This window comes from Streptomyces cynarae (genome assembly GCF_025642135.1).
Classification (GTDB): Bacteria; Actinomycetota; Actinomycetes; order Streptomycetales; family Streptomycetaceae; genus Streptomyces; species Streptomyces cynarae.
In genome coordinates, this window is the sequence record NZ_CP106793.1 from 6,430,483 (window position 1) to 6,445,267 (window position 14,785).

Consider the following 14,785-nt stretch of genomic DNA (forward strand, 5'->3'; position numbering starts at 1 on the left):
CCGTCCGCGCGGAAGGAGCCGTGGCAGGTTCGGTTCCGGCCCGGCGACGGCCGGGATGCCGGAGGTGACGGGCTCGGCGGTCGGCGGCCGGCCGGTCCTCGTCCCCCGGGGCGCCGCGCGGGCGTGGGGCCGCCCTCCGTCAGCCGATGGGCCGTCCGTACGCCCTGAGGGTGAGCAGCGCGTCGATGGTCACCATGGGGCGGGCCTCCAGGGCGGTGCCCGGAGCCCACTGGCGCCACCGGACCGGCCAGCCGCCGTCCTCCTGCTGTTCGGCCGAGAGGAAGTCCAGGGCGCGCCCCATCTCCTCGTCGGTGAACCACGCCCGAGCGAGGGAGTCCGGGGTACGCGCGAAGTCGTACGGGAAGTGGTGCTCGCCCGGTGCGTACCCGGAGGCGACCGGATACGCCCCCGGACGGTCCGGGTCCAGGACCGCGAGCCGCTGTTCGCGCACCAGGCGGCCCAGACGGTGGGCCGCGGCCTCTGCGCGCGGGCGGTCGGGCGCCGAGTCCAGGAACGCCACGGCCGCCTCGACCTCGTACGGATGCGACTTGTCCAGGGACTCGACCGCCTGCCAGCAGAAGTCGGTGGCCCGGAACATCCACGCGTGCCACACCTCGTTGCGGTGCAGCAGGCCCACCACCGGGCCCGTGGCGAGCAGATCGCTCGGCGGGTTGTCGGTGATGGGCACGAAGGGCGCGGCCGGATAGCCGCGCTGCACGGGATGCACCGCCGGAAGAGCGCCGTCCGCTGTCGACACGGCGGTCAGATAGCGGCACACGCGCTCCACCCGCCGGCCGCCGCAACGGCCGATCGAGTCCAGCACCCGCAGGGCGTGGGCGGTGTGCAGGGGCTGGCTGACCGGGCCGCGCAGATCAGGTTCGAGGGCGTGACCGTAGCCCTCGTCCTCGTTGCGGTAGGCGGCCAGCGCGGCCTCCACGGGGTCGGCGCCGCCGCCCAGGAAGTGGTACGCGAAACGGCGCTGCTCCAGCACGCGCGCGGTCAGCCACACGAAGTGCTCGGCGCGGGAGAGCGGGGTGCGCGCCGAGGGCGCGGGAGGGAGTGGGGATGCTCCGGTTTCGGCCATGGATCAGACCGTAGGACGGAAAGCGTTCTCGGCAAGCCGTCCCGGCCCGGCCCCACTCTCAGGGGCGGGATACTGGTGTCATGCGGTTGACGGTCTTCTGGCAGCGGATGGCGGATCACTTCGGTGAGGCCTACGCCGACACCTTCGCGCGCGACCACGTGATGTCGGAACTCGGCGGGCGCACCGTGCACCAGGCGCTGGAAGCCGGCTGGGAGGCAAAGGACGTGTGGCGCGCCGTGTGCACGGCCGTGGACGTTCCGCGGGAAAAGCGCTGAAGAAACGCTGAAGAAGCGCCGAGATCCACAGGGGTCCCCGGATGCCGCCGGTGTGGGCGAGACTTGCTCCGTGGCCCCGACAGACGAGACCGCACAGGTCCCCCAGCAGGCATCACCGCTCGGCACGACACCGCCCCAGCCGCCCCCGTCGGGCGACGGCGCCGCGCCGGGCGCCCGTATGCCGCGCTGGCTGCCGCGCGCCATGGTGCTCGCCCTCGCGCTCATCGCCGTCTTCCAACTGGGCAGCTGGGCGTTCCACCAGCTCATCGGCTTGCTGATCAACCTCCTGATCGCGTTCTTCCTGGCGCTCGCCATCGAGCCCGCGGTCAGTTGGATGGCCGCCCGCGACATGCGCCGGGGGCTGGCCACCTTCCTCGTGTTCCTCGGCCTGGCGATCGCCGTCGCCGGGTTCGTCACGCTGCTCGGCTCCATGCTCGCCGGCCAGATCATCAAGATGGTCGAGGGCTTCCCGGGCTACCTCGACTCGGTGATCAACTGGATCAACACCACGTTCCACACCCATCTCAGACGCGTGGACGTGCAGGACAGCCTGGTCCACTCCGACTGGCTCAGAAAGTACGTCCAGAACAGCGCCACCGGTGTCCTGGACGTCTCCGCCCAGGTCCTGGGCGGCCTCTTCCAGCTGCTGACGATCGGCCTGTTCTCGTTCTACTTCGCCGCCGACGGGCCCAGGCTGCGGCGCGCGCTGTGCTCGGTGCTGCCGCCCGCCCGGCAGGCCGAGGTGCTGCGCGCCTGGGAGATCGCCGTCGACAAGACGGGCGGCTACCTCTACTCGCGCGGCCTGATGGCGCTCATCTCCGGCATCGCGCACTACGTCCTGCTGCAGGCGCTGGGCATTCCGTACGCGCCGGTGCTCGCGGTGTGGGTCGGCCTGGTCTCCCAGTTCATCCCCACCATCGGCACCTATCTCGCGGGTGCCCTGCCGATGCTGATCGCCTTCACCGTCGACCCCTGGTACGCGCTGTGGGTGCTGATCTTCGTCGTGGTCTACCAGCAGTTCGAGAACTACATGCTGCAGCCCAAGCTGACCGCGCGGTCCGTGGACATCCACCCCGCGGTCGCCTTCGGGTCCGTCATAGCGGGCACCGCCCTCCTCGGCGCGGTGGGCGCGCTGATCGCCATCCCCGCGGTCGCCACGCTGCAGGCCTTCCTGGGAGCGTACGTGAAGCGGTACGACGTCACCGACGACCCCCGCGTCCACGGGCACCGCACGCGCGGCTCGGGCAGTCTCACGGCGCGCGTGCGGAGGCTGTTCGAGCGCTGAGGGCGCCCGCTCACCAGGACCAAGCCGCCCAGACCCCCGCGCCGAGCACGGCGGCCGCGTAGCCGCCGACCGCCGCGTACATGACCCGCTGCCTGGTGGCTTCGCGCCAGGACGTGCGGGACAGCAGCCAGGCCAGCGCCGGCAGCACCAGCACGGCGTGCAGGCTGACCCCGTGCAGCGGCTTGAGCGGCGCCGTGGAGTGGTACGCCGCCTGCGGGTGCCCGGTGCGGGACAGCGCGGTCCCGCGCGCGATCATCGCGGCGCCGGAGAGCAGCGCCACGATCAGGATCGCGAACCCGGAGCGCAGCGCGAGCGCCATGCCGAGGGGGCCGCCCGGCCGGTGCCGGAACGCGGCGGCGGCGAACGCCGAGAGCACGACGACGAGGACGGCGCCGCCCAGCGCGAGCATCATCGCCACCGCCGTGTCGAAGGGCGTCTCCGTGTTGAGGTGCGAGGGCACGCGCCGCCACGCCTGGAGGGTGATCCCGGCGACCTCCACGACGCAGTCGGCGGCGAACACGGCGAGCAGCACCGCGCGGAGCCGCGCCCCGACGCGGAGGTACGACGTCACCCAGGTGAGGGCGATCAGCGTCACCCCGAAGGACAGCCCGAACGTGAAGGGCTTGCGCCAGGAGACGGGCCCGTCCCAGGGGCCGCCGTCGACGAGGAACACCACCAGATGAGCCAGACCGGAAAGGACCAGTAAGGCACCGGTCGCATGGCACAGACGCTCGACCGGGCGCATGCCGGATCGCCGTTCCGGCGGTAGTGGCGGCAACGCCGCGGCGGTGGACATCCCCGACAGGCTCTCGATTTCCATGGGGCAAGGCTCCCGGGAGCGGCCTCGGCCCGTCGTCCTCCGGCCGAAGACACCCGCCGTACCCCGCGGGGAGTAGCCCGGCACCGGGCCGCTGCCAGCGCGCGACCGTACGCTCGCAGGTGCCTGTCGGCCCGCTTGACACAAAAATCGAACATCCATTCTTATGGAGGCTCCGGCGGGCTCACGGCGGGGATTTCGACACGGTTTTGACGGAGAAGTACCCGAGTTATCCACAGCCGGACGAGCGTCGGGGCGCATTGTCAGTGGCAGGCGTTAGCGTCTTTGACGTGAAGCGATCGACTCAAGCAAACCGGGTGGAACCCATGGCAGGTACCGACCGCGAGAAGGCCCTCGACGCCGCCCTCGCACAGATTGAACGACAATTCGGCAAGGGCGCCGTCATGCGCATGGGCGAGCGGTCCAAGGAGCCCATCGAGGTCATCCCGACCGGCTCGACCGCGCTCGACGTGGCCCTCGGTGTCGGCGGCCTGCCGCGCGGCCGCGTGGTGGAGATTTACGGACCGGAGTCCTCCGGCAAGACCACGCTGACCCTGCACGCGGTGGCCAACGCCCAGAAGGCCGGCGGTCAGGTCGCCTTCGTGGATGCGGAGCACGCCCTCGACCCCGAGTACGCGCGCAAGCTCGGCGTCGACATCGACAACCTGATCCTGTCCCAGCCGGACAACGGCGAGCAGGCCCTGGAGATCGTGGACATGCTGGTCCGCTCCGGCGCCCTGGACCTCATCGTCATCGACTCCGTCGCCGCGCTCGTCCCGCGCGCGGAGATCGAGGGCGAGATGGGCGACAGCCACGTGGGTCTGCAGGCCCGCCTGATGAGCCAGGCCCTGCGGAAGATCACCAGCGCGCTCAACCAGTCCAAGACCACCGCGATCTTCATCAACCAGCTCCGCGAGAAGATCGGCGTGATGTTCGGCTCCCCGGAGACCACGACCGGTGGCCGCGCGCTGAAGTTCTACGCCTCGGTGCGCATCGACATCCGCCGCATCGAGACCCTGAAGGACGGCACGGAGGCGGTCGGCAACCGCACCCGCTGCAAGGTCGTCAAGAACAAGGTCGCGCCGCCCTTCAAGCAGGCCGAGTTCGACATCCTCTACGGCCAGGGCATCAGCCGCGAGGGCGGCCTGATCGACATGGGCGTGGAGCACGGCTTCGTCCGCAAGGCCGGCGCCTGGTACACGTACGAGGGCGACCAGCTCGGACAGGGCAAGGAGAACGCGCGCAACTTCCTCAAGGACAACCCCGACCTGGCCAACGAGATCGAGAAGAAGATCAAGGAGAAGCTGGGCGTCGGAGTCCGGCCGGAGGAGCCCACCGCCGAGCCCGGCACGGACGCGGCGAGCGCCGCCGCTCCCGCGGCCGACGACACCGCCAAGACGGCGCCCGCACCGGCGGCCAAGACGGCCAAGGCCAAGGCTCCGGCGGCCAAGAGCTAGCCCATGACACGACGAACCGACTGGGCCGAGTACGCCCACCCCGTGACCCCGCAGCGGCGGGGAAGCGGGCGCGACACGGGGTTCGTCGGGGGCGGTGACGGGGCGTACGACGACGTGCGCGGCGACGCGGACGCGCACGGCGAGGACGCTCCACGCGGCGGACGCGGACGCGGGCGAGGGCGGCGGCGCGGTGGCGGGGAAACGGCCGACGCCCCACAGGACGGAGGCTCTTCCTTCTCGTCGAGGGCCGGGACGGGGGAGCACCCGGCGGACCCGGTTGAGCAGGCGCGGGCGATCTGCCTGCGTCTGCTCACCGGAACTCCGCGCACGCGCAAACAGCTCGCGGACGCCCTCCGCAAGCGCGAGATCCCCGAAGACGTCGCGGACGAGATGCTGTCGCGGTTCGAGGAGGTCGGCCTGATCGACGACAGCGCCTTCGCGGACGCCTGGGTGGAATCCCGGCACCACGGCCGGGGCCTGGCCCGCCGGGCGCTCGCGCAGGAGCTGCGGACGAAGGGCGTGGACTCCGCGCTGATCGACGCGGCGGTGGGACAGCTGGACGCCGAGCAGGAAGAGGCCACCGCGCGCGAACTCGTCGTCCGCAAACTGCGCGCCACGCGGGGCCTCGAGCGCGACAAACGCCTGCGCCGCCTCGCGGGCATGCTCGCCCGCAAGGGCTACCCCGAGGGGATGGCCCTGCGCGTGGTCCGCCAGGCCCTGGCGGAGGAGGGGGAGGACACGGAGGGGCTGGGGGACGAGGGGGGATGAGGCCGGGGGAGGGGGAGGGGAGGGGGGAGGGGCCCTTCCCCCCGGTTACGAAGCCCAAGCCCCCGACAAGCCCAGAGCTCCCAACGCCCAACCCCGGCAAAGCCGCCTACAGCGCCACCGGCAGCCCCGCCGCTCTCCAGGCCTGGAAGCCGCCCACCAGGTCGGTGGCGCGGTGCAGGCCCAGTTGGCGGAGGGATGCGGCGGCCAGGCTTGAGGCGTAGCCCTCGTTGCAGACGACCACTACGCGCAGGTCGTGGCCGGTGGCCTCGGGGAGGCGGTGGCTGCCCTGCGGGTCCAGGCGCCACTCCAGTTCGTTCCGTTCGACGACCAGCGCGCCGGGGATGAGTCCGTCACGGTCCCGCAGCGCCGCGTAGCGGATGTCCACGAGCAGGGCCTCGCCGGCCCGTGCGGCCTCGTGGGCCTCCGCGGGCTCCACCCGGTCCAGGTCCTCGCGGACGCGCTCCAGCAACTCGTCGATGCCCACAGAGTGTTCGGGTGCGGAACTCATTGCCAGTCCTCCGGGCGTTCGACCTGCTCCAGACGCAGCGCCTGCCCCGTGCGACTGTAGCGACGGATCTGCGGCAGGGGCGGGTAGTAGGCGTGCACCGAGACGGCGTGTCGCTCGGTGGACTCGTTGAGCACCTCGTGCACATGGTGCCGGCCGAACGAGCGGCCCTTACCGGCCGGCAGTCGTCGCTCGTGGTCGACTCCGTCGGTGAGCTCCAGGGTCTTCCAGCCGTCGGACGGCAGCCGGACCGTGAGGGAGTTCTCCTTCAGTTCGCCCGATGCGGTGACGAAGGCGCCGACCGACTCGGCGTGGTCGTGCCAGCCGGTGCCCGTGCCGGGCGGCCAGCCGATCAGCCAGGCCTCGCTGCCGCCGGGACCCTCGAGCCGTACCCAGGTACGGCCCTCGGGATCCAGTGGCAGTGAGGCGATCAGCTCGGCGTCGGCGGCCGTGCGGCGCGCGAAGTCGAGGAGTTCGGCCTGGGTGGGAGCCTCGGTCCGGGCGGAGTCCGCGGACAGGGGCACGGAAGGGGAGACAGACAAGGGGTACCGTCCTGAGGGTTCGCCGGAGCGCGCGGCGGCAGGGGCACTGCGCGCGGTGAAGGAAGCGAGATCAACAGGACGGGCGACACACGCAGCCCGCATAGCGGACGAGGTCCATATGGACCCTCCGCCACAGGCGCGCACACGTGTCGCTCATGGTCCGGAGTAGACCATGGCGGTGTCGACCGGTCAACTCACGGTCACCATGTGGACCTCACGGTGACCGTGAGTGCGGGCTACGGAGTTCCCCTCCGCAGCCACTAGCGTGCGTTCGCCGTCTCCTGTGTCTTCGCCGGGCCGCCCAGTGCCGCCTCGGCCGCCGCGTACAGGTCCGCGGGGCGCACCCCGGCGAGCGCCGTCACCAGATGGCCGTCCGGCCGGATCAGCAGGACGGTGTGGGCGGCGGCGCCCGGGTAGCTCTCGGCGACCAGCAGCTCCGCGGGGTGCGGCAGGGCCGTCACCGCCGCCGCGAGCCGGGGCATGATCCCGGCCGACACCCAGTGCTTGCGCTCCCACACGCCGGTGCCCGGCGCCACCAGCACCACCAGCAGCGATCCGCGACCGAGCCGGTCCCGCAGCCGTACGGACGCCCCGTCCTCCGCCGTCACCCGCACGTCCACCACCGGCGCTCCGGGCTCCGTGCCCACGAACGCGGTCGACTCGCCGTCCTCCGCCGCCAGCGGTGAGGCGGCGTACGTCGCCGGCGTGCCCAGCGTGCCCCTCCCCAGGTGGCCGTCCGTGAGGAGCGCGTCATGGCCGCGGGCGGTCCCGGGTACGTAGGACCGCAGGCCCCCGCCGCCGCGCAGCAGCGGCAGCGCCTGGTCGGCGGCGCGCAGCCGGGCCGCGACCGCGGCGCGGCGTTCCGCCTGGTAGCTGTCGAGCAGCGCTTCGTGCGGCCCGTGGTGCCAGACCAGTGCCAGCTTCCAGGCGAGGTTGTCGACGTCCCGCAGGCTCTCGTCGAGGCCCTGCGTCCCGAGCGCGCCGAGCAGGTGCGCGGCGTCCCCGGCGAGGAAGACCCGGCCGGCGCGCCAGCGACGGGCGAGCCGGTGGTGGACGGTGTGGACGCCGGTGTCCAGCAGGTCGTAGGCGGGGGTGGTGCCCCCGTTCCATCCGGCGAGGGTCTCCCGGATGCGGGTCACCAGCAGTTCGGGCGTGACCAGGTCCTTGCCCGGCGGCAGCAGCCAGTCCAGCCGCCACACCCCGTCCGGCAGGGGGCGTGCCGTGACCTCGCCGCCCGAGGGGCCGGACGTCCGCCACGGCGGCATACGGTGCAGCAACGCCTCGCCGGGCCAGGGCAGTTCGGCGCGCAGGGCGGCCACGGCGTGCCGTTCCACCGCCGTGCGGCCGGGGAAGCGGATGTCGAGGAGCTTGCGCACCGTCGAGCGCGGCCCGTCGCAGCCGACCAGGTGGCTGCCGCGCCACCAGGTGCTCCGGGGGCCGCGCGTGTGCGCGGTGACGCCGGAGGGTTCCTGTTCGAGGGCGTCGAGGCGGCTCTCGACGGTGACCTTGACCAGCGGCTGTCCGGCGATGGCGGTGCGCAGGGCTCCGGTCAGCACATGCTGGGCGATGTGCAGCGGGGCCGGCCCTCCGGGTTCCTCCACCGTGCCCTTGCGGCCCTCGGCGGCCCGCTCGGTCGTGGGGCCGTATTCGCCGCTGCGCCCGTGCGCCGTGCCGTCCGGCTCGAAGACGACCTTGCGGGTCAGTTGCCTGCGCCGCATCGACCGCCAGCCGGTGAACGGCAGCCCGGCTCCGGTGAGCGGCGCTCCGGCCAGGCGTTCCATCAGGGCGGCCGTGTCCTCGCGCAGCACGACCGTGCGTGCGGCCCGCTGTTCGTCCTTGCCCTGGCCCTCGTCGAGGACCACGGACGGCACCTCCTGCCGCGCCAGAGCCAGCGCGAGCGAGAGCCCGACGGGCCCCGCTCCCACGATGATCACCGGGTCCACGGCGTGGCGCCCCCCGCCCTGCGTGGTGTGTGGGGGAACGTTGGGGAACAGGCAGGTGGAGCGGGGTGCACGATCACACACCGTATGCAACCCATTGCCGCAGCGCCCGTCAAGCGACGAGGGCAGTGGCGTGACGCCACTGCCCTCTGAGCTCCAAGGGGTTGAGGAGCCGTCAGTCGGCCGCGGGGGCCGTCAGGCGGCCGCGCCCGTCGACTCGGCCGCCCCGACCGCCGCCGGGGGCAGCACTGCGCCGGTCGACTTCTTGCCGCGCCGCAGCCGCTTCTCCAGCCAGCCGGCGAAGGTCGTCAGGGCGAAGTTGATGGCGATGTAGATGACGGCCACGATCGTGAAGCTGGCGATGGTGTTGGCGCCGTAGTAGGAGCTCATCGGCGAGACCGAGGCCAGCAGTTCGGGGAAGGTGAGGACCGCGCCGCCCAGCGCCGTGTCCTTCACGATCACCACCAGCTGGCTGACGATCGCCGGCAGCATCGCGGTGACCGCCTGCGGCAGCAGGATGAACCGCATCACCTGGTTCTTGCGCAGACCGATCGCCAGAGCCGCCTCTCCCTGGCCCTTCGGCAGGGCCAGGATGCCCGCCCGGACGATCTCCGCGAGGACGGAGGCGTTGTAGAGGACGAGGCCGGTGACCACCGCGTACAGCGGGCGGTCGTCCGAACTGACGTTTGTGTACTGGGAGAAGAGGGCGAGGCCGAAGATCATCAGGACGAGGACCGGAATGGCCCGGAAGAACTCCACCACGACCGCGACCGGGATCCGCACCCAGGCGTGGTCCGAGAGCCGTGCGATGCCCAGGACCGCGCCCAGTGGCAGGGAGATGAGCATCGCGAGGGCGGCGGCCTTCAGGGTGTTCTGCACCCCGGGCCAGATGTAGGTCGACCAGGCCTCCGTACCGCCGAAGAAGGGCTTCCACTTCTCCCAGTCGAGCTGGCCCTTGTCGTCGAGACTGGTGAACACCCACCAGCCGAGCCCGGCCGCGGCGAGCAGGAACACCACCGTGTAGAGGACGTTGCGCCGTTTGGCCCGGGGGCCCTGGGCGTCGTAGAGGACGGACGTCATCGCTTCACCGCCACCTTCTTGCCCACCCAGCCGAGGATCAGGCCGGTCGGCAGCGTCAGACACACGAACCCGAAGGCGATCACCGCGGAGATCAGCAGGAGCTGGGCCTCGTTCTCGATCATCTCCTTCATCAGCAGGGCCGCCTCGGTGACGCCGATCGCGGCCGCCACCGTGGTGTTCTTCGTGAGCGCGATCAGGACGTTCGTCAGCGGGCCGACGACGGAGCGGAACGCCTGCGGCAGCACCACCAGCCTGAGCACCTGACCGAAGCTCAGCCCCAGCGCGCGGGCCGCCTCCGCCTGCCCGACGGGCACGGTGTTGATGCCGGCCCTCAGCGCCTCGCACACGAACGCCGCGGTGTAGAGGATCAGACCGAGCACGGCGAGCCGGAAGTTGATCACCTTGAAGTCGGTCGCGCCGAGGCTGACGCCCAGGGTCTGGTTGAGCCCCAGCGAGGTGAACAGGATGATCACCGTCAGCGGGATGTTCCGCACGATGTTCACATAGGCGGTGCCGAAACCGCGCATCACCGGGACCGGGCCGACCCGCATGGCGGCCAGCACGGTGCCCCAGATCAGGGAGCCGATCGCGGACAGGACGGTGAGCTGCACCGTCGTCCAGAACGCCCCCAGCAGGTCGTACCGATCAAGAAAGTCGAACATGAGGTCCCGCGCTTCCGCGTGTCGGACAGGCCGGGGTGCGCCGCTCCCCCGTGGGCGGCGCACCCGTGGGGCCCTGCTTACTGGACGATGTTGCCGATCTTCGGCGCGGGCTCGTTCTTGTAGTTCGCGGGGCCGAAGTTCTTCTTCACGGCCGTCTCCCACGAACCGTCCGAGACCATCTTCTCCAGGGCGCTGTTGATCTTCGCCTTGAGGTCGCTGCCCTTCTTGACGCCGATGCCGTAGTTCTCGTTGGTCATCTTGAAGCCGCCGAGCTTGAACTTGCCCTTGAAGGCGGCCTGCGAGGCGTAGCCGGCGAGGATCGAGTCGTCGGTGGTCAGCGCGTCGACGGCACCGTTCTGCAGACCCGTCAGGCACTGCGAGTACGTCTGGTACTGCTGCAGGTTGGCCTTGGGGGCGAGCTTGTCCTTGACGTTCTGCGCCGAGGTCGAGCCCGTCACCGAGCACAGCTTCTTGGAGTTCAGGTCCGAGGGCGACTTGATCGAGTTGTCGTCGGCGCGGAGCAGCACGTCCTGGTGGGCGAGCAGGTACGGGCCGGCGAAGTCGACCTTCGCCTGACGCTTCGGGGTGATCGAGTACGAGGCGACGATGAAGTCGACGTCACCGCGCTGCAGCATGGTCTCGCGGTCGGCGCTCTTCGACTCCTTCCACTCGATCTGGTCGGCGTTGTAGCCGAGCTGCTTCGCGACGTACGTGGCGACGTCCACGTCGAAGCCGGAGTAGCCCTGCGGCGTCTTCTGGCCGATGCCCGGCTGGTCGAACTTGATGCCTACCTTGATCGTCTTGCCGCCGGAGGACGAGCCGCCGTCGCTCTTCTTGTCCGACCCGCAGGCGGTGGCGGCGGTGGCGAGGGCGAGGGCGACGGCCGTGGCCGCGGTGACCTTGCGGAGCTTCATGGTGAACATCCTTTGAGTGGTGAAGAGAATGCGGACCGGGGACCGTGGACCGGCGCCCGGAGGCGGGCCGTGCGCGGTGTCGGCGGTGGGACGCTCGGGGTGAGCGGACTTAAGGACGCGGACGGATGGCGCCCGGCGCGGGGCCTCAGTGGTGCAGGATCTTCGACAGGAAGTCCTTCGCGCGGTCGCTGCGCGGGGCGCTGAAGAACTGCTCCGGCGTGGCCTCTTCCACGATGCGCCCGTCCGCCATGAAGACCACCCGATTGGCGGCCGAACGGGCGAAGCCCATCTCGTGGGTGACCACCACCATGGTCATACCGTCCCGGGCGAGCTGCTGCATGACCTCCAGCACCTCGTTGATCATCTCGGGGTCCAGGGCCGAGGTCGGCTCGTCGAAGAGGATGACCTTGGGGTCCATCGCCAGCGCGCGGGCGATCGCGACACGCTGCTGCTGGCCGCCGGAGAGCTGGGCGGGGTACTTGTCCGCCTGGGTGCCGACGCCCACCCGGTCGAGCAGCGCGCGCGCCTTCTCCTCGGCCTTCTGCTTGTCGGTCCTGCGGACCTTGATCTGGCCCAGCATCACGTTCTCGAGCACCGTCTTGTGCGCGAAGAGGTTGAAGGACTGGAAGACCATGCCGACGTCGGCGCGCAGCCGGGCCAGTTCCTTGCCCTCCTGGGGCAGCGACTTGCCGTCGATCAGGATCTCGCCCGCGTCGATGGTCTCCAGACGGTTGATGGTGCGGCACAGGGTGGACTTGCCGGACCCGGAGGGGCCGATGACCACGACGACTTCACCACGCGTGATGGTCAGGTCGATGTCCTGGAGCACGTGCAACGCGCCGAAGTGCTTGTTGACGCTCTTCAGGACGACCAGTTCGTCGGTCGCGGCCACCGAGTCCTTGGCCACCGATACTTCGGTCATGTGCTCACTGGCTCCGTCCTCGCTCGGTTTCGGAGGACAGTAGTGAGGCCGCACGACCAGCGTCATTACATCTGAGGGAGATCTGAGCATCACAATCCGGTAGCGGCCGGACACGAGTGGTAGTGAATCCGGCGGAGCGCGTACCGGCTGGGTAACGGAAGCCGCCCGCAACCCGAAGCCTCTTGACGACGTCCTCGTTCATCGGCGTGACTTCCTTGGTGCACGCGCGTGTGCCCACGCGTTCGGGTGGGTGACGTCTTTCCGGTGCGGCGCGGGGGCGGCGCCCTTGCGCATGCCGAGAGCGCACAGAGGCCGTGAGGCCGAACAGACCGTAGGGCCGAGGAACCGGAGGGGGCCGGCATGAGACTGCTTCTCGTCGAGGACGACAACCACGTCGCGGCCGCCCTGTCCGCGGTCCTGGCCCGGCACGGCTTCGAGGTCACGCACGCCCGCAGCGGCGAGGAGGCGCTCCAGGCGCTGGTCCCCGAGGGCGCCGGCTTCGGCGTCGTCCTCCTCGACCTGGGCCTGCCCGACCAGGACGGCTACGAGGTCTGCGCCAAGATCCGCAAGCGCACCGGCACCCCGGTGATCATGGTCACGGCGCGCTCGGACGTACGGTCCCGGATCCACGGCCTGAACCTCGGCGCCGACGACTACGTGGTCAAGCCGTACGACACCGGGGAACTGCTCGCGCGCATCCACGCGGTCAGCCGCCGCACCCCGCACCTGGACGACACCGGCGCCACCGAGACCGCGCTGCGCCTCGGGCCCGTGCACATCGAGTTCCCCACCCGCCGTGTCAGCGTCGACGGCTCGGTCGTCCAGCTGACCCGCAAGGAGTTCGACCTGCTCGCCCTGCTGGCCCAGCGGCCCGGTGTGGTGTTCCGCCGTGAGCAGATCATCAGCGAGGTGTGGCAGACCAGTTGGGAGGGGACCGGGCGCACCCTGGAGGTGCACGTCGCCTCCCTGCGCTCCAAGCTGCGCATGCCCGCGCTGATCGAGACCGTGCGCGGCGTCGGGTACCGGCTCGTCGCCCCGGCCGTGTAGCGGGTACGGGTGCGCACACGTCTCCTTCCGCTGCTCATCGTCCTGATGGCGGCCGTGCTGCTCGCGCTCGGTGTGCCGCTCGCGGTGAGCCTCGCGGCCGCACAGCAGCAGCGGGTCGTCGTCGACCGCATCGACGACACGGCGCGCTTCGCCGCCCTCGCCCAGTTCGTCACCGACCGGCCCACCGGCTCCCGGGCCGAAGTCACCGACGAGCGCGGCGAGACCCTGGCCAAGGAACTCGGCACGTACTACGGCGTGTACGGCATCCGCGCCGGCGTCTTCTACCGCGACGACACGCCCATGGCCAATGCGCCCGGGGACTGGTTCCTGCCGCAGAAGGGCGAGGGCCGTGACGCCTTCAACGAGGCGCTGCTCGGGCGGCGCAGCCACGATCCCGAGCAGGTCTGGCCCTGGCAGCGCAGCCGGCTCGTGGTCGCCTCGCCGGTCATCCGCGACGGTGACGTGGTCGCGGTCGTGGTCACCGACTCGCCCACCGGGCAGATGCGGTCGAGGATCCTGCACGGCTGGGTGTTCATCGGCGCCGGGGAGGTCGCCGCGATGCTGCTCGCCGTCGGCGCGGCGCTGCGGCTGACCGGATGGGTGCTCAGGCCGGTACGGGTCCTGGACGCGACGACCCACGACATAGCGACCGGACGCCTGAAGTCCCGGGTCGCGGCGGCGGGCGGGCCGCCGGAACTGAGGCGGCTCGCCCGGTCGTTCAACGAGATGGCGGACAACGTCGAAGAGGTCCTCGAGCAGCAGCGCGCCTTCGTCGCCGACGCCTCCCACCAGTTGCGCAATCCGCTGGCCGCGCTGCTGTTGCGCATCGAACTGCTCGCGCTGGAACTGCCGGAGGGCAACGAGGAGATCGCCTCGGTGCGGACCGAGGGCAAGCGCCTCGCGCAGGTCCTGGACGACCTGCTCGACCTGGCGCTCGCCGAGCACGCCGAGGCGGACCTGCGGCTCACCGACATCGGCGCGCTGACCGCCGAGCGGGTCGCGGCCTGGGGGCCGGCCGCCGAGGCCAAGGGCGTACGGCTGACCGGAACCTGCCCGGCCACCACGGCCTGGGCGGACCCCGTGACCCTGTCCAGCGCGCTGGACGCGGTCATCGACAACGCGGTGAAGTTCACTCCCGTGGGCCAGGGCGTGGAAGTGGAGGTCGCGGCCGCAGGTGACACCGCCACGGTGGTGGTCACCGACGGCGGCCCGGGCCTCAGCGACGAGGAACTCTCCCGCGTCGGCGACCGCTTCTGGCGCAGCGCCGCCCACCAGAACGTCAAGGGCTCGGGCCTCGGCCTGTCGATCACCCAGACGCTGCTGGCGGCGGGCGGGGGCTCGATCTCGTACGCGCACCACGAGCCGCACGGCCTCAGGGTGACGGTGTCGCTTCCCCGGACGGCGACGGGGGCGGGGCGCGCCGGGGTCTGAGGGACTTCACGGCCGGGGCAGGGCGCCCATCAGCCTGTCCGGCGTTCGAGGACGGG

16 protein-coding genes are annotated in these 14,785 nt (G+C 71.2%); 6 read left to right on the forward strand and 10 right to left on the reverse strand.

Features of this window, described 5'->3' with window-relative positions; all coding sequences use genetic code 11:
• Window positions 1-139: 139 nt before the first annotated feature.
• Window positions 140-1,084 (reverse strand): hypothetical protein, encoded by a 945-nt coding sequence (locus N8I84_RS29255; protein ID WP_263232418.1) that lies wholly within the window; start codon window positions 1,082-1,084, stop codon window positions 140-142.
• An 80-nt stretch (window positions 1,085-1,164) separates the two neighbouring features.
• Between N8I84_RS29255 and N8I84_RS29260 the strand changes: the two genes are divergently transcribed.
• A complete protein-coding gene (locus tag N8I84_RS29260) occupies window positions 1,165-1,359 on the forward strand; it encodes a DUF3046 domain-containing protein (protein ID WP_263232419.1) in 195 nt (64 codons plus the stop codon).
• 70 nt (window positions 1,360-1,429) lie between these two features.
• Window positions 1,430-2,644: an AI-2E family transporter gene (locus N8I84_RS29265; RefSeq protein WP_263232420.1), complete on the forward strand. Its 1,215-nt coding sequence runs from the start codon at window positions 1,430-1,432 to the stop codon at window positions 2,642-2,644.
• Between the two features lie 10 nt (window positions 2,645-2,654).
• Here N8I84_RS29265 and N8I84_RS29270 read toward each other — a convergent pair whose 3' ends face one another.
• Window positions 2,655-3,440: a hypothetical protein gene (locus N8I84_RS29270; protein ID WP_263234925.1), complete on the reverse strand. Its 786-nt coding sequence runs from the start codon at window positions 3,438-3,440 to the stop codon at window positions 2,655-2,657.
• 347 nt (window positions 3,441-3,787) lie between these two features.
• Here N8I84_RS29270 and recA point away from each other — a divergent pair, with 347 nt between their 5' ends.
• Both recA and recX read left to right on the forward strand, forming a co-directional pair.
• Window positions 3,788-4,918: a recombinase RecA gene (recA, locus tag N8I84_RS29275; protein WP_200418573.1), complete on the forward strand. Its 1,131-nt coding sequence runs from the start codon at window positions 3,788-3,790 to the stop codon at window positions 4,916-4,918.
• A 3-nt stretch (window positions 4,919-4,921) separates the two neighbouring features.
• Window positions 4,922-5,686 (forward strand): recombination regulator RecX, encoded by a 765-nt coding sequence (gene recX / locus N8I84_RS29280; RefSeq protein ID WP_263232421.1) that lies wholly within the window; start codon window positions 4,922-4,924, stop codon window positions 5,684-5,686.
• 106 nt (window positions 5,687-5,792) lie between these two features.
• Here the strand turns inward: recX and N8I84_RS29285 are convergent, their stop codons facing one another.
• From N8I84_RS29285 to N8I84_RS29315, 8 genes are all read right to left on the reverse strand, one after another.
• The gene (locus tag N8I84_RS29285; RefSeq protein WP_263232422.1) at window positions 5,793-6,194 is read right to left on the reverse strand and encodes a rhodanese-like domain-containing protein; all 402 of its coding nucleotides are present in this window, start codon (window positions 6,192-6,194) and stop codon (window positions 5,793-5,795) included.
• Complete coding sequence (locus N8I84_RS29290; RefSeq protein ID WP_263232423.1) at window positions 6,191-6,733, reverse strand: cupin domain-containing protein; 543 nt, start codon at window positions 6,731-6,733, stop codon at window positions 6,191-6,193. Before N8I84_RS29290 ends, N8I84_RS29285 begins: the two co-directional genes overlap by 4 nt.
• Window positions 6,734-6,803: 70 nt before the next feature.
• Window positions 6,804-6,890: a putative leader peptide gene (locus N8I84_RS42840; protein ID WP_313884350.1), complete on the reverse strand. Its 87-nt coding sequence runs from the start codon at window positions 6,888-6,890 to the stop codon at window positions 6,804-6,806.
• 103 nt (window positions 6,891-6,993) lie between these two features.
• Window positions 6,994-8,676, reverse strand: a complete 1,683-nt coding sequence (locus N8I84_RS29295; RefSeq protein WP_263232424.1) for an FAD-dependent monooxygenase — start codon at window positions 8,674-8,676, stop codon at window positions 6,994-6,996.
• Between the two features lie 192 nt (window positions 8,677-8,868).
• Complete coding sequence (locus N8I84_RS29300; protein ID WP_263232425.1) at window positions 8,869-9,753, reverse strand: amino acid ABC transporter permease; 885 nt, start codon at window positions 9,751-9,753, stop codon at window positions 8,869-8,871.
• Complete coding sequence (locus N8I84_RS29305) at window positions 9,750-10,415, reverse strand: amino acid ABC transporter permease (RefSeq protein WP_263232426.1); 666 nt, start codon at window positions 10,413-10,415, stop codon at window positions 9,750-9,752. Before N8I84_RS29305 ends, N8I84_RS29300 begins: the two co-directional genes overlap by 4 nt.
• 77 nt (window positions 10,416-10,492) lie before the next feature.
• Window positions 10,493-11,329, reverse strand: a complete 837-nt coding sequence (locus tag N8I84_RS29310) for a glutamate ABC transporter substrate-binding protein (protein WP_263232427.1) — start codon at window positions 11,327-11,329, stop codon at window positions 10,493-10,495.
• A 145-nt stretch (window positions 11,330-11,474) separates the two neighbouring features.
• On the reverse strand, window positions 11,475-12,251 hold the full coding sequence (locus N8I84_RS29315) for an amino acid ABC transporter ATP-binding protein (protein WP_263232428.1): 777 nt from the start codon (window positions 12,249-12,251) through the stop codon (window positions 11,475-11,477).
• 360 nt (window positions 12,252-12,611) lie between these two features.
• Here N8I84_RS29315 and N8I84_RS29320 point away from each other — a divergent pair, with 360 nt between their 5' ends.
• Window positions 12,612-13,298, forward strand: coding sequence for a response regulator transcription factor (locus N8I84_RS29320; RefSeq protein ID WP_263232429.1), 687 nt, complete (start codon window positions 12,612-12,614; stop codon window positions 13,296-13,298).
• Between the two features lie 9 nt (window positions 13,299-13,307).
• Window positions 13,308-14,729, forward strand: a complete 1,422-nt coding sequence (locus N8I84_RS29325; protein WP_263232430.1) for a sensor histidine kinase — start codon at window positions 13,308-13,310, stop codon at window positions 14,727-14,729.
• Window positions 14,730-14,785 lie beyond the last annotated feature (56 nt).

What these genes read in the sequence shown, in the direction of transcription:
- recX (WP_263232421.1), top strand. Translation starts at nt 4,922, where the DNA reads ATGACACGACGAACCGACTGGGCCGAGTACGCCCACCCCGTGACCCCG.
- N8I84_RS29320 (WP_263232429.1), top strand. Translation starts at nt 12,612, where the DNA reads ATGAGACTGCTTCTCGTCGAGGACGACAACCACGTCGCGGCCGCCCTG.
- N8I84_RS42840 (WP_313884350.1), bottom strand. Translation starts at nt 6,890, where the DNA reads ATGAGCGACACGTGTGCGCGCCTGTGGCGGAGGGTCCATATGGACCTC.
- N8I84_RS29310 (WP_263232427.1), bottom strand. Translation starts at nt 11,329, where the DNA reads ATGAAGCTCCGCAAGGTCACCGCGGCCACGGCCGTCGCCCTCGCCCTC.
- N8I84_RS29305 (WP_263232426.1), bottom strand. Translation starts at nt 10,415, where the DNA reads ATGTTCGACTTTCTTGATCGGTACGACCTGCTGGGGGCGTTCTGGACG.
- N8I84_RS29300 (WP_263232425.1), bottom strand. Translation starts at nt 9,753, where the DNA reads ATGACGTCCGTCCTCTACGACGCCCAGGGCCCCCGGGCCAAACGGCGC.
- N8I84_RS29315 (WP_263232428.1), bottom strand. Translation starts at nt 12,251, where the DNA reads ATGACCGAAGTATCGGTGGCCAAGGACTCGGTGGCCGCGACCGACGAA.
- N8I84_RS29260 (WP_263232419.1), top strand. Translation starts at nt 1,165, where the DNA reads ATGCGGTTGACGGTCTTCTGGCAGCGGATGGCGGATCACTTCGGTGAG.
- N8I84_RS29255 (WP_263232418.1), bottom strand. Translation starts at nt 1,084, where the DNA reads ATGGCCGAAACCGGAGCATCCCCACTCCCTCCCGCGCCCTCGGCGCGC.
- N8I84_RS29270 (WP_263234925.1), bottom strand. Translation starts at nt 3,440, where the DNA reads ATGTCCACCGCCGCGGCGTTGCCGCCACTACCGCCGGAACGGCGATCC.
- N8I84_RS29285 (WP_263232422.1), bottom strand. Translation starts at nt 6,194, where the DNA reads ATGAGTTCCGCACCCGAACACTCTGTGGGCATCGACGAGTTGCTGGAG.
- recA (WP_200418573.1), top strand. Translation starts at nt 3,788, where the DNA reads ATGGCAGGTACCGACCGCGAGAAGGCCCTCGACGCCGCCCTCGCACAG.